Consider the following 26,244-nt stretch of genomic DNA (forward strand, 5'->3'; position numbering starts at 1 on the left):
TCGCGGCGGCGCCGGCGATCGCCCGACCGGTGTCGCTGTCGGCGCCGCCGCCTAGACTCGAAGGGCCATGATCGACGCATCCACCCCTGGGCCCACGCGCTCCGAGGCTCCACGCAGCGCACCGGCGATGCCCGCAGGGAGTGTGGGGATCATCGTCGGAGGCGACCACGGTCCGCACGCCGGCGAGACCCGACCCGACGACGACCTCCTCGTCGGCCTCAACTCGCAGCAGCGGGAGGCGGTCGTCTACCGCGGACAGGCGCTGCTCATCGTCGCGGGCGCGGGCTCGGGCAAGACCAGCGTGCTGACGCGCCGCATCGCGAGCCTCCTGCGCTCGCGCGAGGCGTGGCCGAGCGAGATCCTCGCGATCACGTTCACGAACAAGGCCGCGGGAGAGATGCGCGAGCGGGTCGAGCAGCTCGTCGGCAACAGTGCGAAGGGCATGTGGATCTCGACGTTCCACTCGGCGTGCGTGCGCATCCTCCGACGCGAGGCCGAGCAGTTCGGCTTCACGAAGTCGTTCACGATCTACGACTCCGGTGACTCGCGCGCGCTCATCAAGCGGCTGGTGAAGGAGCGTGAGGCGGATGCCTTCGGCCTGACTCCCGCGGCCGTTCAGGGCAGGATCTCCAAGCTCAAGAACGAACTGGCGGATGCCGAGTCCTACGCCCGCCAGGCCAACATGAACGACCCCGCCGAGCGGGTGTTCGTCGAGCTGTTCGGCGACTACCAGCGCGAGCTGCAGCGCGCGAACGCCTTCGACTTCGACGACCTCATCGGCCAGACGGTGTTCCTGTTCCGCGCGTTCCCGCGAGTCGCGGATGTCTACCGGCGTCGGTTCCGCCACGTCCTCGTCGACGAGTACCAGGACACGAACGCGGCCCAGTACGCGCTCATCCACGAGCTGACGCGCCCGATCTCCGACTCCGTCGCTGAGCCGTTCGAGTCGAACGGCATGATGATCTTCGAGCCGGACCGGCCGTCGGGTCGGGACGCCGGCGGGGAAGGCGCATCCCTCACCGTCGTGGGCGACTCGGATCAGTCGATCTACGCGTTCCGCGGCGCCGACATCCGCAACATCACGGAGTTCGAACGAGATTTCCCCGGTGCGAAGGTCGTCCTGCTGGAGCAGAACTACCGGTCGACGCAGAACATCCTGAGTGCGGCGAACGCGGTCATCAGCAACAACTTCGACCGCAAGGACAAGCGCCTGTGGAGCGCGGACGGGCCCGGTGAGAAGATCGTCGGCTACACGGGCTACTCGCAGCACGACGAGGCCCAGTTCGTCGCCGAGGAAGTGGATGCGCTCCGCCGCACGGGCGTCGACTACTCCCAGATGGCGGTGTTCTACCGGACGAATTCGCAGTCCCGTGCACTGGAGGAGATCTTCATCCGCGCGGCCGTGCCCTACAAGATCATGGGCGGCACGCGGTTCTACGAGCGCGCCGAGATCAAGGACGCCCTCGCCTACCTCGTCGCGGTCGCGAACCCAGCGGATGAGATGGCCCTCCGCCGCATCATCAACCGACCGCGTCGCGGCATCGGCGACGTGACGGTCGAGGCGATCGCGCGGTACGCCCAGAACGAGGGCATCACGTTCCGCGACGCCCTCGCGAACGCGTCGGCGCTCGGGGTCGGTCCGAAGATGCAGGCCGCGATCGCGCAGCTCGATCAGGTGCTGGCGGATGCGACGGACCTGATGCTGCCGGCCTCCGGCGAGCTCGCTCCACCCACCGCGGTCGCCGACGGGCTCACGCTGCTCATGGACCGCAGCGGGTACCGCGATGCGCTGCGGATGAGCCGCGACGCCCAGGACGAGGCGCGACTGGAGAACGTCGACGAGCTCATCGCGGTGGCGCGCGAGTTCGCCCGCAACAACCCCGAGGGCACCGTCATCGACTTCCTCGCCGAGGTCGCGCTCGTCTCCGACACGGATGACCTCGAGGATGCGTCGGGCTCGGTGTCGCTCATGACGCTGCACACCGCGAAGGGCCTCGAGTACGACGCCGTGTTCATCACGGGTGTCGAGGAGGACCTCATCCCGCACCGCATCTCGGCGAACGAGCCCGGTGGCCCCGCGGAGGAGCGTCGCCTCTTCTACGTCGGCGTCACCCGTGCGCGCAAGCGGCTCTACCTCACGCTCGCGATGACGCGCGCGCAGTTCGGCGAGATCTCGGTGGCGATGCCGAGTCGCTTCCTGCAGGAGATCCCCGGCGAGCTCGTCGACTGGCGCCAGTCGCCTGGCGACGTGAACTCCCGCGGCGGCACCCAGTCGCGCGCGCTCAACGCGCGGCCGGGCAGCGGCGGATCGGGGTGGGGCCGCCGGCAGATCCGTCACGACGATCCGCCGGCGCTCGCGCCGAAGTCGACGTCGCTCGACCGGTTCCCGAATCGCATCCCGGCGAAGCTGCGCGACAACGGCGACATGGTGCTCGAGGCGGGGGACCGCATCCGTCACGACGACTTCGGCGAGGGGCGTGTGGATGCCGTCACCGGCGAGGGTGCGAAGCGTGTCGCGCACGTCCGCTTCGACTCCGGCGGCCTGAAGAAGCTGCTGATCAAGGTCGCCCCGATCACCAAGATCTGAGCGGAGGCGGAATCACAGGCGGGCCGCGCTCGCCTCGCGAGTGAGCCGCCTCGAAGCGGCGGTTAGGCTCGACGCATGGCCTTGTTCTCGCGTCGTCCGAAGTCGTCTTCCGAGCAGGATGCGGGAACCCCCGACGCCGCGTCCACAGCCGAATCGGAGGAGACGCAGGAGACGCAGGAGTCCGCCTCCGCCTCCGCCGAGGAGACTCCCCAGGTCGGCATCTCGGTCTCCTCTTTCGGCGGTCTCGGCGCCGCTCCGACGCCGGCGTCCGCCAGCGCCGCCGCCGCCCCGCAGGCAGAAGCCGACGGCATCCCGGGTCTCACCGACAACATCCTGCTGCGCGATGCGATCGCCGCCCTCCCCGAGGAGGCCAACGGCACACAGGTCGTGGGCGTCGCCCGGCAGCTGCTGCAGGGTCAGTTGTTCCTGCGCGTGCGCGGCGATGCCCGTTCGCTCGCGGCCGAGGGCAAGGAGCTGCCGCTGGCTGTGGCATCCATCGAGGACACCCCCTTCGTGCTGGTCTTCAGCGGCGGCTCGGCACTCCAGGCCGCGGTGCGCGCCGACGGTCAGCTCGACTCGTCGGCGATGAGCCAGGACGCCGGCATCGTGCTGCGCTCGGTGCTCGCCGGCCCCTACGGCGGGATCATCCTCGACCACGCATCGCGCCAGAGCCCGATCGTCATTCCGCGCCAGCTCATCGAACGGGCGCTGGAGGAGAGCGATGACGAGTTCACCGTCAAGACGCTGCTCGCGGGTGAGCGCACGTCCGAGACCCCGGCGCTCGTTGCGGCGGCGCTGCCCCATGTCCCGCTGTGGCTCGCGGCGAACCGCGCGCGTGAAGAGGACGAGTGGGGCCTCGCCGAGTCCCGCAACGCGTCGGGCGAGCGCTTCCTCGAGGTGTTCTCGCACCCGCTCGAGGTGCTCGCGATGGGACGCGGCGACCAGCCGATGCCGATCCGCATCGACCAGCTCGCCTCGGGTTTCGAGGGCGACGACGGACTCACGGGCATCGTCGTGGATCCCGCGGGTCCCTGGATCCAGCTCTCGCGAGCCGATCTGGCTTCCGCCTTCGCCGCTGCCGAGGAGTGACGACCCAGACAGGTCGACTGCATAGTTAACCTGTATGAAGGTTCTCCGAAAGGGCGTCATGACCGTCACCACCCTCGACCCGCAGTCCGCGCTCGTCGTCATCGACCTGCAGCAGGGCATCGCGGGCACTCCCGCCGCCGAACCCGTCGTCGCGCAGGCGGTACGGCTCGCGGATGCCTTCCGCGCGGCGGGTCTGCCGGTCGTGCTCGTCAACGTGACGGGCGGAGCGCCGGGTCGCGTCGAGCGTGCCCGACCGAACGCCCCGCGCCCGGAGAACTGGGCAGAGCTGCTGCCCGAGCTGCGCCCGGACGCGCCCGGCACGATCCGCGTGACGAAGCAGACGTGGGGCGCCTTCCACGGCACGGACCTCGACGAGCGGCTGCGGGATGCCGGTGCGACCCAGGTCGTTCTGGCAGGCATCGCCACGAGCGCGGGCGTCGAGTCCACGGCGCGGGCGGCGCACGAGCACGGCTACAACGTCACGATCGCGACGGATGCAGTGGCCGACATGGATCCGGTGAACCACGAGCACGCGGTGACCCGCATCCTTCCCCGCATCAGCGAGACCGGCACGACCGACGAGATCCTCGAGCTTCTGGCGGCGAACGGGCGGTGACCTCCCGGAGTACGGAGGCGCGCGAGCGGCGTGAGGGCAGCCCTCACCCGTTCGGCGCGCGCTTCGTGACTCCGCTGCTGTGGGGCACGTCGCTCAACCCGATCAACTCCTCGATCCTCGCGACCTCGCTCGTCGCCATCGGGACGGCGTTCGGCGTGGGCGCCGGGCAGACCGCCGTGCTCGTGGCCGCTGTCTACGTCGCCAGCGCCGTCGCGCAGCCGGCCATGGGCCGTCTCGGGGAGCAGTTCGGCGCGCGCCGGGTCTTCGTCGGCGGACTCGTCGTCCTCACGATCGCCGGCATCGTCGGCACCTTCGCCCCGACTTTCGCCTGGCTCATCGTGTCGCGGGCGCTCATCGGCATCGGCACGGCGGCCGGATATCCCACGGCGATGGCGATGATCCGTCACCGCGCCGACACGGCGAGGATCGGCATCCCCGGCGGAGTCCTCGGCGGCATCTCGATCGCCGCGCAGTCGTCCGCGGCGCTGGGACTCCCGCTCGGCGGTGTGCTCGTCGGCGTGTGGGGATGGCCGGCGGCGTTCGCGGTGAACATCCCGCTGGGGCTGATCGGCCTCGCGATGGCCCTCATCTGGCTGCCGAAGGATGCCGCGCGCCCGCGCCGCGGCGGTCGTGAGCTCGCGCGGGCCCTGGACCCGCTCGGCATGCTGCTGTTCGCCGCATCCGTCGTCGCGCTCATCGCCGTCCTCTCGGACGTGCGCCATCTCGCCTGGTGGCTCGTCGCGGTCTTCGTCGTCGCGCTCGCAGCGCTGATCCTGTGGGAGCTGCGTGCGTCACAGCCCTTCATCGACGTCAGGATGCTGCGTCGCAACGGCCCGCTCACGCGCACCTATCTGCGCCAGACCATCGCGCTCGCAGCGGCGTACACCGTGCTGTACGGATACGTGCAGTGGCTCGAGGACAGCCATGGCTACCCGGCGAGCGTCAGCGGACTCATCATGCTTCCGATGTCGGTCGTCGCCGCCGCGGGTGCTGCCGTGATCTCGCGGCGTGCGCTCATCCGCGGCCCGCTGACGATCAGCGCGGTCGCCCTCATCGCCGGCGGCGCGGCCATGATGGTCGTCACGAGCACGACGAACATCGTGCTTCTGGTCGCGCTCAGCCTGCTGTTCGGCGTCGCACTGGGCTTCACCGGCACGAGCAACCAGGCCGCGCTCTACACGCAGACGACGGCCGACCAGATCGGTGTGGCATCCGGCCTCGCGCGCACCGCGTCGTACCTCGGCGCGATCTTCGCGTCGGCGCTCATCGCGCTCGCGTACCCGGGCAGGGCGACGGATGCGGGTCTCCACGTGTCGGCAGTCGTTGTGCTCATCGCCGGGGTCGCGGTTCTCGCCCTCGTGCTGCTCGATCGCCGGCTGCCCTCGCGAGGGCACTGACCGGCCTCCGCCGTTGCGCATGCCCGCGCCCGCCCCCGCGCCCGCCCAACGGCGGAGATCTGCATAACCGCGGACGCCTTCCCGACTTACGGTCCGCAGAAGTGCGGAAGTCTGCTCGTGTGCAGAATCCGGCGCCGTGGGCGAGACGCCCCGAAGGCTCTTCGGGAGAAGTCCAGGGCGGCGGGACCGTCGGACACTGTGAGGGAGGCCGTGATCGAGGTCAGGCCCGACGGTACGTCGGGCATCCGGCGTTGTCAGCCTGGCCCTGGCGTCGTGTCCGATCCGATCGATACCGTGAACGGGTGGCAACCGAGCGCATCACCCTGACCGTCCCCGGCCCGCACGGCGACCGAGAGGTGGGCGTGTCGAATCCGAACCGCGTGATCTGGCCCAAGCAGGGGATCACCAAGCAGGAGCTGGCGGAGTACGTGGTCGCCGTGTCCGGCCCGTTCCTCGCGGCCAACGGCGACCGGCCGGTGTCGCTCGAGCGGTTCCCCGAGGGCGTGGGCGGCGAGAGCTTCTTCTCGAAGAACCCGCCGAAGGGCGCGCCGGCATTCGTCGAAGCCGTCACCGTGACCTACAACAGCGGGCGCCGGCATCCGCAGCTCGTCCTCACCGAGGCGGCGGCCGCGGTCTGGGCCGTGCAGATGAACACGATCGTCTTCCATCCGTGGGCATCGCTGACCTCGAACACCGACAACCCCGTCGAGCTGCGCATCGACCTCGATCCGCAGCCCGGCACGGGCTTCGCAGAGGCGGCGGCCGTGGCACCCGCCCTGCGCGACGTGCTGGCCGAGGCGGGTCTCGAGGCCTGGATCAAGACGAGCGGGAGCCGCGGCATCCATGTCTTCTGTCCGATCGAGCCGACGCACGAGTTCCTCGACGTCCGCCATGCTGTCATCGCCGCCGGGCGCGAACTCGAGCGACGCCTGCCCGACAAGGTCACGATGAACTGGTGGAAGGAGGAACGCGGCGAGCGGATGTTCATCGACTTCAACCAGGCGAATCGCGACCGCACGATGGCCGGCGCCTACAGCCCTCGCGCGCTGCCCGGAGCCACCGTGTCGACTCCGCTGTCGTGGGACGAGCTGGATGCGGTCGACCCGGCGTCGTTCACGGTGCGATCGGTTCCGCAGCGCCTCGCCGACACGGGCGATCCGTGGGCGGAGTTCGGCGCCGCACCCGGTCGCATCGACGCGCTGCTCGACTGGTGGCGGCGCGACCTCGAGAACGGACTCGGCGAGCTGCCGTTCCCGCCCGAGTTCCCGAAGATGCCGGGGGAACCGCCGCGGGTGCAGCCGAGCCGCATCAACCCGGAGAACTGGCCGAAGCCCGAGTGAGTCAGTCCTCGAGGACGTCCGCGAGATCGTACGCGGCGACGACCTCGAGCTGGTCGTACGTGCACGACCGCGCGTCGCGGTCGGGACGCCACCGCTCGAACTGGACGGTGTGGCGGAACCGCCATCCCTCGAGCTGGTCGTAGCGCACCTCGAGCACCCTCTCGGGCCGCAGCCGCACGAACGACGAGTCTGCGCGGCCCGCCTGGAACCGCGACTTCTCGCCCTCGCCGCGGATCGCCTCACCGGACTCGTCGCGTTCGACGAGCGGTGCGAGCTCGTCGATGAGCTCGAGGCGCCGCTTGTCGCTCCACGCGGCGACGCCGCCGACCGGGTAGAGCGTGCCGTCCTCGCTGTAGAGGCCGACGAGCAGCGAGCCGACGCCCTGACCCGACTTGTGGATGCGGTACCCCAACGCGACCACGTCGGCGGTGCGCGCGTGCTTGATCTTGAACATCGTCCGCCTGCCCGGCGCGTACGGCTGGTCGAGCGGTTTCGCCACGACACCGTCGAGCCCCGCCCCTTCGAACTCGGCGAGCCACCGCCGGGCGAGGTCGGCATCGGGGGTCGCTCGCGTGACATGCACCGGATCGGGGACGTCCCGGAGGAGGTCGACGAGCGCCGCGCGGCGCGCGGCGAACGGCTCGGCCTGGAAGTCACGGTCTCCGATCGCGAGGAGGTCGAACGCGACGAACATCGCGGGTGTCTCCTGCGCGAGCTTGTTGACGCGCGAGGCCGCGGGGTGGATGCGCTGCGACAGCGCCTCCCAGTCCAGCCGGCGCCGCCCGTCGCGGTCCACGGGGACGACGATCTCGCCGTCGAGCAGGCACGGCTCGGGCAGCAGCCGCGCGAAGGCCTCGACGAGCTCCGGGAAGTACCGCGTGAGCGGCTTCGCGCCCCGCGACCCGATCTCGACATCGGTGCCGTCCCACGAGATGAGGGCGCGGAACCCGTCCCATTTCGGCTCGAAGCTCAGGCCTTCGCTGCGCGGGATGTCGGCGACGGCCTTCGCGAGCATCGGAGCGGGGATCTCATAGGGCATGCGTCCATCCTGCCGGGCACCGCCGACAAAGTCAGGAGCGGTCGAGAAGGCCTCGCGGGCATCGGCGCCCCGGCGGCCAGAGTTCACGAGATGTCCACCTCCCGCGCCTGGCCGGTGTCACGCGAGCGGTCGAGACTGGTGCGCACCACCCTCCGTGACGAAAGGGACACACCGATGACGGACATCCGGAACGACAGCGAAGAGGTCGTCGACACCGACGCGGCGCAGATCGCCGAGGAGCTCGCCGAGACCGAGGAGGACGCGGACCTGGTCGCCGCGCTGACCGCTCTCGAAGAGGCCGCCGCCGACGACGAACTGGGGCCCATTGAGTATCTCGTCGTCGAGTTCCCCGCGGGTGAGAGCACCTTCACGGGCGAGGCGATCGCGCAGCTCGCCGCGCTCGCCGACGCGGGCACGGTGCGCCTGCTCGACGTCGTCGTCGTGTACAAGGACGAGGACGGCGAGATCGACGTGCTCGAGGCCGATAACCTCGGCGACCTCGGCTCGGTCGGAGTGCTCGAGGCCACGATCGCGCAGATGCTCGCCGACGAGGACCTCGTGGACATCGCCGACGAGATGGAGCCGGGCAGCGTCGCAGGCGTGGTCGTGTGGGAGAACACCTGGGCGGCGCCTTTCGCCGTGGCCGTGCGCCGCAACGGCGGAGAGCTCATCAGCTCGGGTCGCATCCCGACGCAGTCGCTGATCGCCGCGATCGCCTCCGGCGACGACCCCGGCGACGAGTGAGCTGACGACTCGGACGGATGGCCCGGCGTGCCTGCGCCGGGCCATCCGCCGTCGAAGACCCGCGGATCAGGCGAACGCGCTCATCCCCGTGATGTCCCGGCCGATCAGCAGCGCCTGGATGCTCTCGGTGCCCTCGTACGTGTGGATCGCCTCGATGTCGGCCATGTGCTGCATGACGCCGTTCTCAAGCAGGATGCCGTTGCCCCCGAGCATGTCGCGCGCGACGTTCGCGATGCGCCGTGCGGCGCGCGTGTTGTGGTGCTTCGCGAGCGACGCCTGGGTGGGCCGCAGCTCGCAGCGGGCCTCGAGATCGGCCATCCATCTGCAGTAGAGCTGCATCGCGGTGAGCTCCTCGAGCATCTGCGCGAGCCGCTCCTGCACCATCTGGAACTTGGCGAGCGGCTTGCCGAACTGCATCCGCTGCTGCGAATACGAGAGCGCTGCCTCGTAGCAGGCCGTGGCATGCCCGAGCGCGGACCACGCCACACCGGAGCGCGTCGCGTACAGCACGGTCGAGGCATCCTTGAACGAATGCGTACCCGGGAGCACCGCCGTCAGCGGCACGCGCACCTGGTCGAGCACGATGTGGGCCTGGTGGATGCCGCGCAGCGACGCCTTCCCGCGGATCACGGTGCCGGCATAGCCCGGAGTCGACTGCTCGACGAGGAAGCAGCGCACGGCGCCGTCATCCGGATCGCCCTCCGCCTGCACGCGCGCCCAGACGAGGGTGATCCCGCCGGACGCGCCGTTGCCGATCCACTTCTTCGTGCCGTCGATGACCCACGCGTCGCCTTCCCTGCGTGCCACCGTCTCGAGCGACACCGAGTCGGACCCGTGGTCGGGTTCGGTGAGGGCGAAGGATGCGGGGACCTCCCCACGCGCGACCGGCACGATCCACCGCGACTGCTGCTCCTCGCTGCCGAAGAGGGCGAGCGTGCGCAGGGCGAGACCCCCCTGGACGGCGAGGACCGTGCCGAGCGACCCGTCGCCGCGCGAGATCTCCATGTTCACCAGTCCCGCCGCGAGCGGAGAGAAGCGCGTGAGCGACGGGTGGTCGATGCCGTCGTTGAAGAGGTCGAGCTCGCCGGCGCGCATCGCGATGTCGAGCGGGTAGTCGCCGGTGTCCCAGGCATCCAGCATGCGCGTGCCGACCTCGTCGATGTAGGCCTGCGCCCGCTCCCATGCCGCGCGATCGTCCTCGGGGATGTCGGCGAACACGCCGTAGTAATCGGTGCCGCGCCGAGCGGTCACGGCGTACCCCTCGACGCTCTGGCCGGGGCGGGGAGTGAAGTCGGTCATGCGGACTCCTGATGCGAGGCGGAGATGGTGCGGCATCCGATCACCGTCGCGCGGCGTGGAACTGGATGCCACGTTTCATAGTACTCAGTCTCAACAGGGCGCCCGCACCACGAGAAGCGCGCGCCATCCGTGGGATGACGCGCGCTTCGCGAACGTGGTCGGGTCAGCTCCCGACGATGCCCGAACGTCGGCGGATGCGAATGCGGCGGATCCACTTCTCGAGTTCGACCACAACCGGGACGATGAACCCGAGTCCCAGGGCGATGAGCCACTCGTGGCCCGACAGGCCCGTGGTGCCGATCAGGCGCTGCAGGAATCCGACCTCGACGGCGGCGACGGTCAGCAGCAGCGGGATCGACAGCCACTTCAGCGCCACGAGGATCGGCGGAGCGAGCCCCGAGTCAGGGTCGCGCCGCATCACGAGGCCGCCGAAGATCGCGCCGAACGCGGCGACGACGAACGTCATCGTCACCGGCACATTGGGTTTCGTCGAGCTCAGCTGATCGGGGTAGATGAGCAGGGGGACGAGCGAGGTGATGAAGATGAGCGCACCGTAGAGGAACCACTGACCGACCGCCGCACGGTTGGCGATGGTCTTCTTCGGATCGCGCGGGGGCTTCTGCATGATCCCCTCGGGAATGGGGTCGAGCATGATCACGATCACGGGGAAGATCGACACGAAGAAGTTCAGGAAGAGCACCATGATCGGCGTGAGCGGCACACCGTGATTGATGTCGAAGATGCTCGCGACCAGGAACAGCAGTACGAGGGAGAAGAGCTGCGCCATCTGATATCGGACGTAGCTGACGATCTTCTCGTAGATCGAGCGACCCAGCCGCACTGCGGTCACCAGCGTGCCGAAGTTGTCGTCGACGAGGATCATCTTCCCCGCCTGCTTCGTCACGTCGCTGCCGGAGCCCATGGCCACGCCGATGTCGGCCTGCTTGAGGGCCGCGGCGTCGTTCACGGCGTCGCCCGTCATCGCGACGACGGCGCCCTGCTCCTGCATGAGGCGGGCGAGGCGCAGCTTGTCCTCGGGCGTGACCCGCCCGAACATGTGCAGTCGCGGCAGCGCGGCCTTCAGCTCGTCATCGCTCATGGCCTGGATCTCGGCGCCGCTCGCGGCGCCCTCGCCGAGGCCCAGCTTCGCGCCGATGGCGGCCGCGGTGATCGCGTGATCTCCGGTGATCATGCGCACCTCGATGCCGGCGTCTTGTGCGATGCGCACCGCCTCCTTCGACGACGGGCGCAACGGGTCGATGATGCCGACGAGGCCCACGAATGTCAGGTCGGTGACCTCTGCCATCGGGTCGTCGGGCACCGGCGTTCCCGGCTCGAAGCGACGGAAAGCGAAGGCGAGCACGCGCAGTCCTTGCTCCGACAGAGACCTGTTCGCATCGAGCACGGCGTCGCGGGCTTCGGCGATCGGCACCGTGCCGTCGGGGGTCATCACCGAGCCGCAGCGGTCCAGGACGACGTCGGGACCGCCCTTGACGAGCATCACGAGCTGCGTCCCGCCATCGCGCGGCACCTGGTGGTAGGTCGCCATGAACTTGTAGGCCGAGTCGAACGGCACCTCCGCCGCGCGGGGGTACGCACCCCGGGTGAGCTCCGCGTCGGCGCCCATCTTGGCCGCGAGCACGACGAGCGCAGCCTCGGTCGGGTCGCCGATCACGACGCCGTCATCCGAGACGGTCGCGTCCCCGCACAGGGAGAGCGCGAGCGCGAGCTGCGTGAAATCGGGAACCGGACCGCCGGCCGCTCCGAGGATCTCGCCGGTCTTCTCGTAGCCGTTCCCGCCGACCGAGTACCAGGCTCCGGCGAAGTACAGCGACTCGACCGTCATCTCGTTCATCGTGAGCGTGCCGGTCTTGTCGGAGTTGATGGCGCTCGTCGCCCCGAGCGTCTCGACATCGGTGAGGTTCTTGACCACGGCCTTGTGCTCGGCCAGCTGACGCGAGCCGTACGACAGCATCGCCTGCACGAACGATGGCATGCCGGTCGGGATCGCCGAGATGGCCATGGAGATGCCGAGGAGGATGACGGATGCCGCCGGCTGCCCGCGCAGCAGGCCGGTGACGACGATGACCGCGACCGCGCCCCATGCGATCCATCCGAGCACGCCGGTGAGCGAGTCGAGTTCCCGCTGCAGCGGCGACTTCGCGGGCTTCACCGAGGAGAGCATCGACGCGATGCGGCCCATCTGGGTCTGCATCCCGGTGTCCGTGATGACCACCACGGCTGTGCCACGGGTCACCTGGGTGTTCTGGAACACCATATCGGTCCGGTCGCCGAGGGTCGTCTCGGGATCGGCGAGCGCCGCCGCATCCTTCGGTATCGGCGCGCTTTCGCCGGTCAGCGCGGCCTCCTGCGTCTCGAGCGTTGCCGAGCGGAGGATTCGCCCGTCCGCCGGAACGATGTCGCCGGCCTCGAGCGAGACGATGTCGCCGGGCACGAGGTTCGTGGCATCCAGCTGGAGCAGGCTCCCGTCGCGCACGACCTTCGCCTGCGGAATCTGCATCTTGGCGAGAGCGTCGACCGAGGCCTTGGCCTTGAGCTCCTGCCTCGAGCCCAGGATGACGTTCAGGATGACCAGGGCGCCGACGAGGATGCCGACGCTGAGTTGTCCGATCAGGATGCTGATGACGGCGACCGCCACGAGCATCACGTTCATCGGATCGGCGAGCTGCCGCAGGGCGACCTGCCACACCGACGGCGGCTTCTCGGCGGCGATGGAGTTGGGGCCGTGGTCCGCGAGACGCTTCGCGGCGTCGGCGGCGCTCAGCCCGCGGTCGCGATCACTGCCCAGCGCGGCGACGACCGCATCGGGATCCTGCGTGTACCAAGGGACGTCCGCGGGCTTGTTCGCGGGTGTACCGGCGGAGGTGTCCACAGCGCTCATGGGGCCCAACATACAGCCGCACAGCGCCGCAGGAGCGGAAGGATCCGACGTCAGTCGTCGAGGTGCTCGCGCAGACGTCGTGCGAGCTCTGCGGTCGGCATCGTCCGCGGGAAGACGGCGACGACGATCTCGTCGTCGGCCGGCGCGTTCTCACCCTCGGGAAGCACGCCGAAGCGGCGCCTCGCCTCGTCCAGCGCCGTGCGCAGGACCGACACCGGCACCTTCTTCGACCCGCGCAGCAGCGAGCGCAGCACGTGGTTGTGGATCGCGGTGACGAGTGCGGCGAAGCCCACCGCATCGAGCGGGTCGAGGCCGGGAAGTGCGGCCCGCAGGTACTCGTCGAACAGCCGCTCGTAGCGGAACACCGTGATGATCTCGCGATCGCGCAGCGCGGGGACCCCGCGCACGACCGCATAGCGGCGGCGGGCGAGGTCGGGGTCGGCGGCGAAGTGCGCGTAGACGAAGAGGGATGCTTCGCACACCGCGGCCCACGGATCCTGATGCGGCTCGGCCAGGAACTCGCGCAGGCGGTCGATCAGCACCTCGTGATCGGTGAAGACGACGTCGTCCTTGCCGCCGAACTGACGGAAGAACGTGGAGCGCGAGACGCCCGCAGCCTGGGCGATCTGCTCCACCGACGTCTGGTCGAACCCCTGCTCGGCGAACAGCTCGAGCGCGGCGGCGACCACGGCCGCGCGGGAGGCGGCGAGGCTCGGGGAGGCGGCGGCGGTGTCGGTCATCTCGGAGAGAGCCTAATGCGCACATTTCGGGGATGCCGCATCCCGCGCGCGCCTGCACGGAGCGCGCGGCCGTGGCGGTCCCACGGCGCGTCGCTCCCGTCAGGGCACCCTGGCGAGCGGTAGTAGGCTGGGGGACTGGTCGATCTCTCGACATCAAGACGCTTTCGGCGTCATTCCGCCCAGTCGCCCCCCTGCAAAGGAATCACTGTGGATCTGTACGAGTACCAGGCACGAGACCTTTTCGAGAAGTACGAGGTGCCGGTACTCCCGGGCATCATCGCCGACACTCCTGAGGAGGCGAAGGCGGCGGCGGAGAAGATCGGCGGTGTCGTCGTCGTCAAGGCCCAGGTGAAGGTCGGCGGCCGCGGCAAGGCCGGCGGCGTCAAGGTCGCGAAGACCGCCGATGAGGCGTACGAGGCGGCGCAGGCGATCCTCGGCCTCGACATCAAGGGCCACGTCGTCAAGCGCGTGATGGTCGCCGCGGGCGCCCGCATCGCGAAGGAGTTCTACTTCTCGGTGCTGCTGGACCGCGCCAACCGCTCCTACCTCTCGCTGACGAGCGTCGAGGGCGGCATGGAGATCGAGCAGCTCGCCGTCGAGAAGCCCGAGGCCCTCGCCCGCATCGAGGTCGACCCGGCCGTCGGGATCGACTTCGCCAAGGCGACCGAGATCGCCGAGGCCGCGAACTTCCCCGCCGAGCTCGTCGGCAAGGTCGCGCCGGTGTTCGTCAAGCTCTACGACGTCTACAAGGGCGAGGACGCCACGCTCGTCGAGGTCAACCCGCTCGTTCTCACCGAGGAGGGCGACGTCATCGCCCTCGACGGGAAGGTCTCGCTCGACGACAACGCCGAGTTCCGTCACGCGGGGCACGCCAGGCTCGAGGACAAGGCCGCGGCCGACCCGCTCGAGGCCAAGGCCAAGGAGCTCGACCTCAACTACGTCAAGCTCGACGGCGAGGTCGGCATCATCGGCAACGGCGCGGGCCTGGTCATGTCCACCCTCGACGTCGTCGCCTACGCCGGGGAGAACCACGGCGGCGTGAAGCCCGCGAACTTCCTCGACATCGGCGGCGGCGCCTCCGCGGAGGTCATGGCCAACGGCCTCGGCATCATCCTCGGCGACCCGCAGGTGAAGGCCGTGTTCGTCAACGTCTTCGGCGGCATCACCGCCTGCGACCAGGTCGCCAAGGGCATCGTCGGCGCGCTCGCCGAGCTCGGCTCGACGGCCGACAAGCCGATCGTCGTGCGCCTGGACGGCAACAACGTGGCGGAGGGCCGCCGCATCCTCGAGGAGGCGGCGCATCCGCTCGTCACCCTCGCCGAGAACATGGACCAGGGCGCCGACAAGGCCGCCGAGCTCGCGAACGCGTAAGGAACAGTCATGACGATCTTCCTCAACAAGGACTCCAAGGTCATCGTCCAGGGCATCACCGGCGGCGAGGGATCGAAGCACACGGCCCGCATGCTCGCGGCCGGCACCCAGGTCGTGGGCGGCGTGAACGCCCGCAAGGCCGGCACCACGGTGCTGCACACGGCGAAGGACGGCTCCGATGTGGAGCTGCCCGTCTTCGCGTCCGTCGCCGAGGCCATCGCGGCGACCGGCGCCGACGTCTCGATCGCGTTCGTGCCTCCGGCGTTCACGAAGGACGCCGTCGTCGAGGCCATCGAGGCCGAGATCCCCCTGCTCGTCATCATCACCGAGGGCGTGCCCGTGCAGGACTCCGCCGAGTTCTGGGCGCTCGCGAAGGCCAAGGGCGGCAAGACCCGCATCATCGGCCCGAACTGCCCCGGCATCATCAGCCCCGAGGAGTCGCTCGTCGGCATCACCCCGGCGAACATCACCGGCAAGGGCCCCATCGGCCTGGTCTCGAAGTCGGGCACCCTGACGTACCAGATGATGTACGAGCTGCGTGACTTCGGCTTCTCGACGGCCATCGGCATCGGCGGCGACCCGGTCATCGGCACCACGCACATCGACGCGCTCGCTGCGTTCGAGGCCGACCCCGAGACCAAGGCGATCGTCATGATCGGCGAGATCGGCGGCGACGCCGAGGAGCGCGCGGCCGAGTTCATCAAGGCCAATGTCACGAAGCCGGTCGTCGGCTACGTCGCGGGCTTCACCGCCCCCGAGGGCAAGACGATGGGCCACGCCGGCGCCATCGTGTCCGGTTCGGCCGGCACCGCGCAGGCGAAGAAGGAGGCCCTCGAGGCCGCGGGCGTCCAGGTCGGCAAGACGCCGTCCGAGACCGCCGACCTGATGCGCGAGATCATCAGGGGTCTCTGACCCCACGTCACGAGGGACGGATGCTGCGGCTCAGGGCCGCGGCATCCGTCCCTCGTCGTTTCCGGCGCCCGGGGGTCGCAGCCGCAGGTAGCGTGGACGACATGCCATTGAACGGGGAGTACCTCCCGAGCACCGCCGAATGGGCACGCACGCAGGCCGAGTCCTTCGAGGCGTCGCAGGGAGCCGAGGCGAACACGCTGCGCGGCAAGCCGATCATCGTCCTGACGACCGTCGGGGCGAAGACCGGCGCGCTCCGCAAGACGGCGCTCATGCGCGTCGAGCACGAGGGCGAGTATGCCGTCGTCGCATCCAAGGGCGGCGCGCCCGACGAGCCCAAGTGGGCCGAGAACATGCGCCGGCATCCGCATGTCGAGCTGCAGGACGGCGATGTGAAGCGCGACTACACCGCGCGCGAGCTGTCCGGCGACGAGCGCGCCGAGTGGTGGGCGCGGGCGGCGCAGGCATGGCCGGACTACGACACCTACCAGACCCGCACCGATCGGCAGATCGCGATCTTCGTGCTCGAGCCGAACGACGCGTGATCCCGCGCGAGTGAGGGACATCGAGCTCGAGCGCATCAGCGGAGGCGTCGTCACGCTGCACGACGCGCGCCGCAAGGTCCGCTGGAGCGTCGAGCTGGAGCCGTTCGAGATCGGCGTGTTCGCCGTGACCGAGGCGCAGCTGGGCGAGCTGCTCGGGATCACGGCGGCGCACCCTCGCCGCCCGGCGGTCGGCGTCAGCTGGCAGCGGGCCATCCGGTTCTGCAACGCGGCATCGGAGTGGGAGGGCCTCGACCCGGCGTACTCGTTCGACGGCGAGGATGTCACGTGGCACGTCGACGCCGACGGATATCGCCTTCCCACCGAGGCCGAGTGGGAGCTCGCCTGCCGTGCCGGCTCGACGGGGCCGCACTACGGCCCGCTGAGCGAGATCGCGTGGACGAGCGCCGACGGCCTCTCTGCGCCGGCTGACGTCGGCGGGAGGCTCCCGAACCTCAACGGCCTCTTCGACACGCTGGGCAACGTGTGGGAGTGGTGCTGGGACCTCCTCGATCCCGCCCGCTACCGCGACTACCGGGTGTTCCGCGGCGGCGGCTTCGCCGACGACGCGTTCAGCGTCCGGGCGTCCACGCGGCGCGGCGGCGGGCCGCGCATGCGTCACGAGGACGTCGGCTTCCGCGTGGCCCGCGGCGGGTTCGACACGGTCGATGAAGCGCAGGGCTGGTCGGCGCGGGCGGATGCCGAGCGGGCCGACCTCGACGGGCCGCTCCCTCCGGGCTGGACGCCGCTGCGCTGACGCCTACTCGGGAGGCAGCTCCGCGAGGGCCAGCAGCTCCGCCTGGAACTGCGGGGCCCGGTAGTAGACGCGGTGGCCGTCGACGGCGACCATATAGCCCGTCAGGTCCAGCTCGTCGGCGAGCACGTCGACGGAATTGGGATGCGGCCCGTCGACGACGAAGCCGAGGATGTCGGTCGGACGCCACAGGCTCCGCCACGGTACGCCGTAGCCGGCGAGCAGGGTGCCCGACAGGCGGCCGCCCGCGCGATCGACGAGCCCGGTCTGCGCGAAGTCGACCGACCACGGGTCGGAGTCCGCGGCGAACGCCCGGGGTGCGCGAGACGGCTCGGTGCCGAGCACCTCCGGGCCATGCAGCTCGGGGAACATGCGCCCGAAGAACGCGCGCAGCTGCACTCCGATGGTCAGAAGCGAGATCCGTTGCAGCACCGGTCGCGTCTGCGGACTCGAGGCGAGCAGGGCGAGCGCCGACACCGAGAGCACGGCGCCCATGCTGTGTCCGACGAGGACGGCGCGCCTGTGCTCGATGAGATGGATGCGGTCCGGGTCGGTCTCGCCGCCGGCATCCAGCCATTCGAAGAGCCGGCCCGCGATCTCGGGCACGGCGCGCTCGGCATACGCCGGCGGCCCGAACGGGTGGCCGGTGCGCGGCAGGTAGCACACGACGTCCCACACCACGGCGATGGGGCGGACGGCGCCGCTGGAGGCGCCGGCGACGAGCAGCGCCAGCAGGGCGAGCCCGATCCAGGCGAGGGCGAGCATCCCGACGTCCAGCAGCGGGTGGAGAATCGACGGCCACCCCCCGCCGATGCGCGCTGGATCCCACAGCGGCGCGCCGGGGTGCGCGTAGGTCACCCACGACCACACGACGCCGCCCGCGACGCCGAGACCGAGCGTCAGCGCCGCGGTCGCGCCGAGAGGCTCGGCCAGCTGCACGCGCGCCGCCAGCGAGCGCCGGCTCTCGATGGCCGACAGGAGCGCCCCCGGCGAGGGCGGCAGCACACTGCGCGCGGGGGTCGGGAAGTCGGCGACGGTCGTCGGCGCTCCCCACGCCTTCGCGCGGGCGTCCACCGTGCGCGGACGCACGAGCATGGCCGCGGCGATCACGGCGAGGATCGCCGTCCCGACCAGGACCCCGAAGCCCAGCGCGATGTAGCTGCCCGAGATGTACACGGTGGGCGGTGCGACGCCGGCAAGGACCTGTCCACGCGCGAGGGCGGATGCGGGCAGCACTCCGTTGAGCCAGTCGCCGACCGTCGTCGTGACGATGGCGCTCATCGCGGCGGCGACGGCCAGCGCGAACGACATGAAGCCCGCGGGACCGCAGCCGAGCCACAGCGTGGCGCGTCGGCCCGCCCGCGGTCGCCAGAAGACCCCGGACACCGCGATCAGCGCAGCCGCGCTGACGATCGCGAGCGGTGCGGTTCCGGCGCCGTACAGCCGCCCGGGAGACTGCGGCCCTGTGGCGAACAGGAGCACGATCTCGAGCGCCGCGAAGACGGCCGCCGAGCCGATGAGCAGACCGTCGGCCCATCGCACGGCCGCCCGGGGGAGTCGCTCCTCGGTGGCCGGGACGGTGGTCGGCAGGACGAAGGCGACCACGAGCACGGCGGCGAGGCCGACGCATCCGAGGGCCGCGAACCCGATGGCGGTGTCGAAGTCCGCGCGGCCCCACGCTGCGCCGATGCAGTGCTCGAACCCGCCCAGTCCGCGGCAGGTCGTGTGCCAGCCGAACGAGGCCTGCCCCGCGGTCAGGGCGATCGTGAAGAAGATCGCGCCGGCGAAGTGCGCGTGCGCGAGGTGCCGGGTCACACGGTTCGACCAGAAGCCGGGGCTCGTGAGCAGGGCGGAGGGCTGGGCCGGAGCGACGCCACCGGCGAGGTCGCGCGCGAGACCCGCGCGCGCGGCGCGGTGGGCGCCCATTCCGGGCAGCACGTCGTAGCGCAGGCGCGACAGGGCGGACAGCGCCCAGATGCCTGCGACCGCGATCACCGGCACGAGGGCGAACAGCGCGAGCCGCTGGCCGGCGGTCCACGTCGCGAACATCGAGAAGAAATCCTTCGCCGGCCCGCACAGCGCGGCGGCCGCCGCGCACTGCGCCGCGCCGAGGTCGAGCGCGAGCGTCACCGCCGTGCTGGTGAGCAGCAGCGTGAGGAGCAGTCCGAACAGGCGGGTCAAGCCGGCCGTGGTGCGGCCGCCGCGCTCGGTGACGGGCGCGTCATCCGCGGGCTCGGGCGGTGCCGGCGGCAGGCGGCGCATCCACTGCACGACGTTCGCCAGCGCGAACGGCAGCAGCAGCGCGTAGCCGATGCGGGCGAAGACGCTCGCGATGATCCCACCCGTGCTGGTTCCGCCGAGATCCGGCATCGTGCGCACCATCCCGCCCCACGAGTAGGCCTCGCGGCGGATGCCCGGCGGGACATAGCCCTGCTCGCCGGATTCGAGCTTCGCGACCGCCTTGCGCTTCGGTCGCCAGAAGCTGCCCAGCTTGTCACCCATCACGAGCCGGATGTCCTCCGACTCCAGGTCGAGCAGGGCGGCGGGCGTGGTGTTGTTCATCCCGTGCACGCGCAGCTCGAGGACGGGATGTTCGGGCGCATCGCCCATGGCGCACCTCCTGCCGGGCCGCGGATCCGACGGTGTGACCACAGTCCGCGCCGCGGGCGCTTCCACCCTAGGGCCGCTCCGATGCCGGGCGGGATGCGCGCGCCGACAGGGAGCGTCCACGGTCGCTGGGTAGGGTCGATGAGGCATGCATCGCCTCGTCGTCGCCCTCCTCGCAGCTCTGGACGCCGCTCTCGCGGCGGTGGTCGGCGTTGCCGCGGCACTCGCCCCGCTCGCGCTGCTGTGGCTCATCGGCGGCACGCTGCCGTGGGGCGCCCTCTGGCCCACGGCGGTGTCGGTGTGGCAGCTCGGACACCTCGTGCCGCTGCACATCCACCTGCCCGCCGAGTACCTCGCAGTGACGGGCATCGACCAGTCCGCGGCATCCTTCGTCATCTCGCTCGCCCCGCTCGCCTTCGCCTCGTTCACGGCGATCTTCGCGGCGCGCTCGGGAGTGCGCGCGGCGCAGGCGGATGCGGCGGCCACGGGTCCGATCGCCGGGACCGTCGTCTTCGCCGTCCTCGCCACCCTCGCCGGGCTGACGGCGCGCAACCCGATCGCAGCGATCCACCTGTGGCAGGGCGTGATCTTCCCCGTCGCGATCTATGCGGTCGGCGCCGCGGGCGGCGCCCTGGTCGCGGGATGGATCCACGCCGATCCGTCGGGCCACCGCACGCTCGACGGCATGCGCGCCCGCGTCGCGCACGGGCGGCACGGCTGGGATCGGGTCGTCGAGCTGACGGCCCGCGGAGCAGGGATCGCGCTCGCGGGTCTCATCGGCCTCGGCGCGCTCGCGTTCGCAGCGGCCATGATCGTCCGCGGCGGGAACGTCATCGCGCTCTTCGAGGCGGGACATGTCGATCTGATCGGCGCGGTCGTGGTCGCGCTCGGGCAGCTGGCGTACCTGCCCACGCTCGTCGTCTGGGGGCTCTCCTTCGTCGCCGGTCCGGGGTTCTCGGTCGGCGTCGGCACGACGGTCTCGCCCGCGGGCACGCAGCTCGGGGTCGTGCCCGGCATCCCGGCGCTCGGCGCGCTTCCCGAGACGACATCGCCGTTCCTGCTCGTCGTGGTGCTGCTGCCCGTCGCCGTGGGGGCGCTCGCAGGCTGGGCGGTGCGCTCGCGGTTCGCGGACCCGGATGCGTCGACCCACGAGGTCGTGCACGCCGGCTCGGGCCTGCGCGCGACCGTCGCCGCCGGCATCGCCGTGCTGTCCGCAGGCGGCACCGCGGCGCTGTGCGCCGCCGCATCCGGGTCGCTGGGGCCCGCCCGGCTCGCGCAGACCGGTCCCGAGCCGGGTCCTGTGGCGCTCGCGGTGGGGATCGAGGTGCTGATCGGCGCGGCGATCATGCTGCTGTCGCCGGCATCGGACCGCGGCCGCGAACGCACGGTGGAGCGCCCGGCCGCCCCGCAGGCGCCGGCGGACGACGTGACAGCGCCCCTCGAGCCGCTGCCCGTCGCCCCGCTGCCCGTCGCCCCGCTGCCCGTCGAGCCGCTGCCCGTCGAGCCGCCGACGGGCGCTGACACTTGGGCGCCCGCCGGAGAGATGGATGCCGACGCCCGGACCGGGCCGATCGTCCTCCCGCCCGTGCCCGCGGCGCAAGCCGAACCCGAGCCGGAACCCGAGCCTGTCGAACCCGAGCCGGTCGAGCCCGAGGCGCCCAAGCCGCCGCCGCCCGCGGCATCCCGCCCGGATCTCGGTCCGAACCGGCCGAATCCGCTGCCGCCGGCAGCGGCGCCCGGCGGGAGGGACGGTTCTTAGTAAACTCGGTCCCGTGCTCTCGGTCGCCGTCCTCATCTCCGGCACCGGCTCGAATCTGCGAGCCCTCCTGGAAGCCGCCGAGGATCCCGATTACCCGGCGCGCGTCGTCGTCGTCGGAGCCGACCGCGAAGCCGACGGTCTCGCGCACGCGGAGGACTTCGGCATCCCGAGCTTCACCGTGCCCTATGCGCACTACGCGACCCGCGAGGAGTGGGGCGCGGAGCTGTCGGCGCAGCTCGCGGTCTGGCAGCCCGATCTCGTCGTCCTGAGCGGTCTCATGCGGCTGCTTCCCCGCGAGGTCGTGGACGAATGGGCGCCGAACCTCGTGAACACCCATCCGGCGTATCTGCCCGAGTTCCCCGGCGCGCACGCGGTGCGCGACGCGATCGAAGCCGGAGTCCCCCAGACCGGCGCGAGCGTCATCGTCGTCGACGCCGGCGTCGACAGCGGTCCCATCGTCGCCCAGGAGCGCGTCCCCGTGCTCGACGGCGACGACGAGCACTCGCTGCACGAGCGCATCAAGCCCGTCGAACGCCGTCTGCTGATCGACGTCGTTCGCCGTGTCGCCACAGGCGATCTCGACCTCACGTCTCCCTGAGCCCCCGAACCCCACCCCCGAACCGGAGGAATCCATGGCCGGCCCCCGCCACGACCCGTCCCTGTACCGTGACCGCGATGTCGTGCCGGTTCGCCGCGCCCTGGTGTCGGTGAGCGACAAGACCGACCTGCTCCGCCTCGCCGAGGCGCTCTCGGGCGCGGGCGTCGAGATCGTGTCGACGGGTTCCACGGCGGCGACGATCCGCGAGGCCGGGCACGCGGTCACGGACGTCTCGGCGGTCACCGGCTTCCCCGAGTCGCTCGACGGCCGGGTCAAGACGTTGCATCCCGCGGTGCACGCCGGCCTTCTCGCCGACCTTCGCCTGGAGGACCACGAGGGGCAGCTCCAGCACCTCGGCATCGAGCCGTTCGAGCTCGTCGTCGTGAACCTCTACCCGTTCGTGGAGACCGTGGCAGCCGGCGCGCAGGGCGACGACGTGGTCGAGCAGATCGACATCGGCGGCCCCGCGATGGTGCGCGCCTCCGCGAAGAACTACGCCAACGTGGCGATCGTCGTCTCGCCGCAGTCGTACCCCGCGATCATCGAGGCCCTCGGCCAGGGCGGCACGAGCCTCGCCCAGCGCAGGGAGCTCGCGGCCCGCGCCTTCGCGCACACGGCCGAGTACGACCGTGCTGTCGCAACCTGGTTCGCCGAGGGCACCCTCGTCGAGGGCACCGACCTGCCGCAGCATCTGACGGTCCGCGCGGAGCGTCTCGCCATCCTGCGCTACGGCGAGAACTCGCATCAGCGCGCGGCCCTCTACTCGCGCACCGGCGGCCACGGCATCGCCCAGGCGACGCAGCTGCAGGGCAAGGAGATGTCGTACAACAACTACGTCGACGCCGATGCCGCTCTGCGCGCCGCCTTCGACATGGTGCTGCCCGCCGTCGCGATCATCAAGCACGCCAACCCGTGCGGCATCGCGGTGACGGCGCCGAACGCCCTCGACCCCATCGCCTCCGCGCACCTGCGCGCCCACGAATGCGACCCGGTGTCCGCCTTCGGCGGAGTGATCGCGGCCAACCGCACGGTGACCCTCAAGATGGCGGAGAACCTCCGCGACATCTTCACCGAGGTCGTCGTCGCGCCCGATTTCGAGCCGGCGGCGCTCGAGGTCTTCGCGCTGAAGAAGAACCTCCGTGTGCTGCAGCTGCCCGCCGACTGGCGCCAGGAGCGCATCGACGTCCGGCTGGTCTCGGGCGGCCTCCTGCTGCAGGATGCCGATCGCTTCCCCGACGACATCGAGTCGGTCGCGGAGAACTGGGACCTCGTGACGGGGGAGCGCCCGACCGAGGACGAGATGCAGAACCTCATCTTCGCGTGGAAGGCCTGCCGCGCGGTCAAGTCGAACGCCATCGTCCTGGCCAAGGACTCGGCGACGGTCGGCATCGGCATGGGCCAGGTCAACCGGGTCGACTCGTGCCGCCTCGCGGTCGAGCGCGCGGGGTCGCGGGCGGCAGGGTCGGTCGCGGCATCCGACGCGTTCTTCCCGTTCTCCGACGGACCGCAGGTGCTGATGGATGCCGGGATCTCGGCGATCGTGCAGCCGGGAGGGTCCGTGCGCGACGACGAGACGATCGCGCTCGCGCGCGAGCGCGGCGTGACGATGTTCTTCACCGGGGAGCGGCACTTCTTCCACTGACGCCGGCGCGGGCGACCGTCGTGGTCCGGGTCAGGGACGCAATGCGGTGACGACGAACGCCCGCATGGGCGCCCGAATCGGACCCGTGCCGAACTCGTGCTCGATGAGCTGCGTGGCGATCATCTCGATCTCTTCGCGCGCGCTGGACGGATAGCCGTCCAGCTGGGCCGCGAGGGCGGAGCCGTAGGCGAGGGCCGCGGCGGCGATCTGAGCGGAGTCCGCGACGGCGACGAGGTCCACGGTGTCGATGGTTCCCAGGACGAGACCGCCCGCCTCGACGTCGGCGCGGATCCGGTCGTGGTCGTGGTAGCCGTGGGCGACGCTCGTGATCACGTTGGGCCGGGCGTCCGGAAGGACGCGCCGGTAGGCCTCGTCGACGAGGGACGGGATGGGGTTGGTCGCGATCGAGTCCCATGCCGAGAAGATGTAGTTCCCGCCCGTGCGCAGCACCCGCATCACCTCGGCGTTGGATCCGGGGCGGTCGCGGAAGAACATCACGCCGAACTGGCAGACGACGAGGTCGAACGAGCCGTCGTCGAACGGCAGCCGCTGGGCGTCGGCGACGCGCCAGGTCACGTCACCGGTCCCCTCCGTCGGCTCGCCCTCGAGTGCCGCGGCGACGGCGAGCATGTCGCTGTTGAGGTCGGTCGCGACGATCGTCGAATCGCCCGGCAGCGACCCGACCAGACCCCGGGTGACGACGCCGGTGCCGGCCGCGATCTCCAGCACGTCCACGGGCTCGAGCGCGGCGGCGCGGGCGACGAGGTCCTCGGCGAACGGCTGGAAGAAGAGCGGCACCATGAGGTCCTCGTAGGCGTCCGGGAGGGAACCCTGGAACAGCATCCCCGCATCACGATCAGACATCTCGGTCTCCCTGATATGGATCCCCACCGTTGTACCCGCATCCCGCTGCACTGTCCAGGGGTTGGCGGGGCCACCTCGAGCAGGCCAGACTTCCGGCATGACCTATGACTACGATGCGATCGTCCTGGGCGGCGGGTCGCCCGGAGAGCATTGCGCAGGAGCGATCGCCGCGGGAGGCAAGCGCGTCGCCGTCGTCGAGCGGGAGCTCCTCGGCGGCGAATGCTCGTACTGGGCGTGCATCCCGTCGAAGACCCTGCTGCGGCCCGGTGAGGCGCTCGCCGCCGCGCGAACCGTGCCCGGCGCACGCGAGGCCGTGACGGGCGGCATCGACGTGGCCCAGGCGCTCGCGTGGCGCGACTTCCAGGTCTCCGGCTACGACGACAGCGGCCAGGAGACGTGGGCGGCCGGCGCGGGCATCGACGTGGTCCGCGGCCACGGACGGCTCGCCGGACCGCACACGATGGCCGTCGGCGATCGCACGCTCACCGCCGAGCACATCGTCATCGCCACCGGGTCCACCGCCGCCATCCCCCCGGTGGAGGGGCTGCGCGAGCTTCCGGGCCTGTGGACCAACCGCGAGGTCACGGGCATGAAGGAGGTGCCGGCGCGTGTCATCGTCCTGGGCGCGGGTCCCGTCGGCGTCGAGATGAGCCAGGCCCTCGCCCGCTTCGGCTCGTCCGTAACCCTCGTCGGTCACGGCGAACGCGTGCTGCCGCGCGAGGCGCCGTCGGTGGGCGATCGGGTCCTCGCGGCGCTGAAGGCGGACGGCATCGACGTGCGATTCGGGGATGCCGTGCACGCTGCGCTGGAGGGCGACGAATACGTCCTGACGCTCGCGGACGGCGCCGAGCTGCGCGCCGACCGGCTGCTGGCCGCGACCGGCCGTGCACCCCGCATCCACGACATCGGTCTCGAGACGGTCGGCATCGAGCCGACGAAGAAGGGCATTCCCGTCGACGATCGGCTCTCGGCGGGCGACGGGCTCTGGGCGATCGGAGACGTGACCGGGCTGTGGGACCTCACGCACGTGGGCAAGTATCAGGGCCGTGTCGTCGCCGACAACATCCTCGGCCGCGCGCGCGTCGCGGACTACACCGCGGTTCCCCGCGTGGTCTTCAGCGACCCCGAGGCCGCGGCCGTCGGCGAGACCGAGGGCGCGTACGTCAGCACCACGGACCTCGGCGCGGTCGCGCGCACGTCCACCTACACGCGGGACTACGAGGATGCGGGGTTTCTCACCCTCGTCTCGGACGGACACGTGCTGACCGGCGCCTTCGCCGTGGGCCCGGAGGCAGGGGAGTGGCTGCAGCAGGCGACGCTCGCCGTCCGTGCGAAGACGCCGCTCGACGTGCTGCTGGACGTCATCCAGCCGTTCCCGACGTTCTCGGAGGCCTACCTCGACGGACTCCGCGACCTCGACGCGCAGATCCGGGGGTAGGCCCCGG

20 protein-coding genes are annotated in these 26,244 nt (G+C 70.9%); 14 read left to right on the forward strand and 6 right to left on the reverse strand.

Going from position 1 to position 26,244, the window contains the following annotated elements:
• Positions 1 to 127: 127 nt before the first annotated feature.
• The 5 genes from SM116_RS04865 (at position 128) to ligD (ending at position 7,029) form a co-directional block, all read left to right on the forward strand.
• Positions 128 to 2,587, forward strand: a complete 2,460-nt coding sequence (locus SM116_RS04865) for an ATP-dependent helicase (RefSeq protein WP_320944100.1) — start codon at positions 128 to 130, stop codon at positions 2,585 to 2,587.
• A 75-nt stretch (positions 2,588 to 2,662) separates the two neighbouring features.
• Positions 2,663 to 3,676, forward strand: coding sequence for an SseB family protein (locus tag SM116_RS04870; protein ID WP_320943330.1), 1,014 nt, complete (start codon positions 2,663 to 2,665; stop codon positions 3,674 to 3,676).
• Between the two features lie 58 nt (positions 3,677 to 3,734).
• The gene (locus tag SM116_RS04875) at positions 3,735 to 4,292 is read left to right on the forward strand and encodes an isochorismatase family protein (protein WP_320943331.1); all 558 of its coding nucleotides are present in this window, start codon (positions 3,735 to 3,737) and stop codon (positions 4,290 to 4,292) included.
• Positions 4,289 to 5,689: an MFS transporter gene (locus SM116_RS04880; RefSeq protein WP_320943332.1), complete on the forward strand. Its 1,401-nt coding sequence runs from the start codon at positions 4,289 to 4,291 to the stop codon at positions 5,687 to 5,689. Before SM116_RS04875 ends, SM116_RS04880 begins: the two co-directional genes overlap by 4 nt.
• A gap of 302 nt (positions 5,690 to 5,991) precedes the next feature.
• Positions 5,992 to 7,029, forward strand: coding sequence for a non-homologous end-joining DNA ligase (gene ligD / locus SM116_RS04885; RefSeq protein WP_320943333.1), 1,038 nt, complete (start codon positions 5,992 to 5,994; stop codon positions 7,027 to 7,029).
• 1 nt (position 7,030) lies between these two features.
• Here the strand turns inward: ligD and SM116_RS04890 are convergent, their stop codons facing one another.
• Positions 7,031 to 8,068 carry an ATP-dependent DNA ligase gene (locus SM116_RS04890; protein ID WP_320943334.1) on the reverse strand — a complete coding sequence of 346 codons (1,038 nt, stop codon included), beginning with the start codon at positions 8,066 to 8,068 and terminating at the stop codon, positions 7,031 to 7,033.
• 174 nt (positions 8,069 to 8,242) lie between these two features.
• Between SM116_RS04890 and SM116_RS04895 the strand changes: the two genes are divergently transcribed.
• Positions 8,243 to 8,812 (forward strand): DUF6325 family protein, encoded by a 570-nt coding sequence (locus tag SM116_RS04895; RefSeq protein ID WP_320943335.1) that lies wholly within the window; start codon positions 8,243 to 8,245, stop codon positions 8,810 to 8,812.
• 66 nt (positions 8,813 to 8,878) lie between these two features.
• Here the strand turns inward: SM116_RS04895 and SM116_RS04900 are convergent, their stop codons facing one another.
• From SM116_RS04900 to SM116_RS04910, 3 genes are all read right to left on the reverse strand, one after another.
• Entirely contained in the window at positions 8,879 to 10,111 is a 1,233-nt protein-coding gene (locus SM116_RS04900; RefSeq protein WP_320943336.1) for an acyl-CoA dehydrogenase family protein, read from the reverse strand.
• Positions 10,112 to 10,274: 163 nt separating this feature from the next.
• On the reverse strand, positions 10,275 to 13,013 hold the full coding sequence (locus SM116_RS04905) for a cation-translocating P-type ATPase (RefSeq protein ID WP_320943337.1): 2,739 nt from the start codon (positions 13,011 to 13,013) through the stop codon (positions 10,275 to 10,277).
• A gap of 50 nt (positions 13,014 to 13,063) precedes the next feature.
• Complete coding sequence (locus SM116_RS04910) at positions 13,064 to 13,753, reverse strand: TetR family transcriptional regulator (RefSeq protein ID WP_320943338.1); 690 nt, start codon at positions 13,751 to 13,753, stop codon at positions 13,064 to 13,066.
• 207 nt (positions 13,754 to 13,960) lie between these two features.
• Between SM116_RS04910 and sucC the strand changes: the two genes are divergently transcribed.
• The 4 genes from sucC (at position 13,961) to SM116_RS04930 (ending at position 17,332) form a co-directional block, all read left to right on the forward strand.
• Positions 13,961 to 15,124: an ADP-forming succinate--CoA ligase subunit beta gene (sucC, locus tag SM116_RS04915; protein ID WP_320943339.1), complete on the forward strand. Its 1,164-nt coding sequence runs from the start codon at positions 13,961 to 13,963 to the stop codon at positions 15,122 to 15,124.
• A 9-nt stretch (positions 15,125 to 15,133) separates the two neighbouring features.
• Positions 15,134 to 16,036, forward strand: a complete 903-nt coding sequence (sucD, locus tag SM116_RS04920; protein WP_320943340.1) for a succinate--CoA ligase subunit alpha — start codon at positions 15,134 to 15,136, stop codon at positions 16,034 to 16,036.
• A gap of 101 nt (positions 16,037 to 16,137) precedes the next feature.
• A complete protein-coding gene (locus SM116_RS04925; protein ID WP_320943341.1) occupies positions 16,138 to 16,578 on the forward strand; it encodes a nitroreductase family deazaflavin-dependent oxidoreductase in 441 nt (146 codons plus the stop codon).
• 10 nt (positions 16,579 to 16,588) lie between these two features.
• Positions 16,589 to 17,332 (forward strand): formylglycine-generating enzyme family protein, encoded by a 744-nt coding sequence (locus SM116_RS04930; RefSeq protein ID WP_320943342.1) that lies wholly within the window; start codon positions 16,589 to 16,591, stop codon positions 17,330 to 17,332.
• 3 nt (positions 17,333 to 17,335) lie between these two features.
• Here the strand turns inward: SM116_RS04930 and SM116_RS04935 are convergent, their stop codons facing one another.
• Complete coding sequence (locus tag SM116_RS04935; RefSeq protein WP_320943343.1) at positions 17,336 to 19,939, reverse strand: hypothetical protein; 2,604 nt, start codon at positions 19,937 to 19,939, stop codon at positions 17,336 to 17,338.
• A gap of 145 nt (positions 19,940 to 20,084) precedes the next feature.
• On the opposite strand from SM116_RS04935, the gene SM116_RS04940 reads away from it, so the two are divergent.
• From SM116_RS04940 to purH, 3 genes are read left to right on the forward strand one after another with little or no spacing between them, the layout of a single operon-like run.
• Positions 20,085 to 21,695: a cell division protein PerM gene (locus tag SM116_RS04940; RefSeq protein WP_320943344.1), complete on the forward strand. Its 1,611-nt coding sequence runs from the start codon at positions 20,085 to 20,087 to the stop codon at positions 21,693 to 21,695.
• A gap of 13 nt (positions 21,696 to 21,708) precedes the next feature.
• Positions 21,709 to 22,293 carry a phosphoribosylglycinamide formyltransferase gene (gene purN / locus SM116_RS04945; RefSeq protein WP_320943345.1) on the forward strand — a complete coding sequence of 195 codons (585 nt, stop codon included), beginning with the start codon at positions 21,709 to 21,711 and terminating at the stop codon, positions 22,291 to 22,293.
• 34 nt (positions 22,294 to 22,327) lie between these two features.
• On the forward strand, positions 22,328 to 23,935 hold the full coding sequence (gene purH / locus SM116_RS04950) for a bifunctional phosphoribosylaminoimidazolecarboxamide formyltransferase/IMP cyclohydrolase (protein WP_320943346.1): 1,608 nt from the start codon (positions 22,328 to 22,330) through the stop codon (positions 23,933 to 23,935).
• A gap of 30 nt (positions 23,936 to 23,965) precedes the next feature.
• On the opposite strand, the gene SM116_RS04955 is transcribed toward purH, so the two are convergent.
• Positions 23,966 to 24,799 carry a class I SAM-dependent methyltransferase gene (locus tag SM116_RS04955; protein ID WP_320943347.1) on the reverse strand — a complete coding sequence of 278 codons (834 nt, stop codon included), beginning with the start codon at positions 24,797 to 24,799 and terminating at the stop codon, positions 23,966 to 23,968.
• A 97-nt stretch (positions 24,800 to 24,896) separates the two neighbouring features.
• Here SM116_RS04955 and SM116_RS04960 point away from each other — a divergent pair, with 97 nt between their 5' ends.
• Positions 24,897 to 26,237 (forward strand): dihydrolipoyl dehydrogenase family protein, encoded by a 1,341-nt coding sequence (locus tag SM116_RS04960; RefSeq protein ID WP_320943348.1) that lies wholly within the window; start codon positions 24,897 to 24,899, stop codon positions 26,235 to 26,237.
• Positions 26,238 to 26,244: the final 7 nt, after the last annotated feature.

Origin of the sequence: Microbacterium rhizosphaerae, assembly GCF_034120055.1 — a bacterium.
Taxonomy (GTDB): Bacteria; Actinomycetota; Actinomycetes; order Actinomycetales; family Microbacteriaceae; genus Microbacterium; species Microbacterium rhizosphaerae.

Bases quoted from the DNA above. Each gene is read 5' to 3' on its own strand.
- SM116_RS04865 (WP_320944100.1), top strand. From the start codon at position 128: ATGCCCGCAGGGAGTGTGGGGATCATCGTCGGAGGCGACCACGGTCCG.
- SM116_RS04870 (WP_320943330.1), top strand. From the start codon at position 2,663: ATGGCCTTGTTCTCGCGTCGTCCGAAGTCGTCTTCCGAGCAGGATGCG.
- SM116_RS04875 (WP_320943331.1), top strand. From the start codon at position 3,735: ATGACCGTCACCACCCTCGACCCGCAGTCCGCGCTCGTCGTCATCGAC.
- SM116_RS04890 (WP_320943334.1), bottom strand. From the start codon at position 8,068: ATGCCCTATGAGATCCCCGCTCCGATGCTCGCGAAGGCCGTCGCCGAC.
- SM116_RS04895 (WP_320943335.1), top strand. From the start codon at position 8,243: ATGACGGACATCCGGAACGACAGCGAAGAGGTCGTCGACACCGACGCG.
- SM116_RS04900 (WP_320943336.1), bottom strand. From the start codon at position 10,111: ATGACCGACTTCACTCCCCGCCCCGGCCAGAGCGTCGAGGGGTACGCC.
- SM116_RS04905 (WP_320943337.1), bottom strand. From the start codon at position 13,013: ATGAGCGCTGTGGACACCTCCGCCGGTACACCCGCGAACAAGCCCGCG.
- SM116_RS04910 (WP_320943338.1), bottom strand. From the start codon at position 13,753: ATGACCGACACCGCCGCCGCCTCCCCGAGCCTCGCCGCCTCCCGCGCG.
- sucD (WP_320943340.1), top strand. From the start codon at position 15,134: ATGACGATCTTCCTCAACAAGGACTCCAAGGTCATCGTCCAGGGCATC.
- SM116_RS04925 (WP_320943341.1), top strand. From the start codon at position 16,138: ATGCCATTGAACGGGGAGTACCTCCCGAGCACCGCCGAATGGGCACGC.
- SM116_RS04935 (WP_320943343.1), bottom strand. From the start codon at position 19,939: ATGGGCGATGCGCCCGAACATCCCGTCCTCGAGCTGCGCGTGCACGGG.
- SM116_RS04940 (WP_320943344.1), top strand. From the start codon at position 20,085: ATGCATCGCCTCGTCGTCGCCCTCCTCGCAGCTCTGGACGCCGCTCTC.
- purH (WP_320943346.1), top strand. From the start codon at position 22,328: ATGGCCGGCCCCCGCCACGACCCGTCCCTGTACCGTGACCGCGATGTC.
- SM116_RS04955 (WP_320943347.1), bottom strand. From the start codon at position 24,799: ATGTCTGATCGTGATGCGGGGATGCTGTTCCAGGGTTCCCTCCCGGAC.
- SM116_RS04960 (WP_320943348.1), top strand. From the start codon at position 24,897: ATGACCTATGACTACGATGCGATCGTCCTGGGCGGCGGGTCGCCCGGA.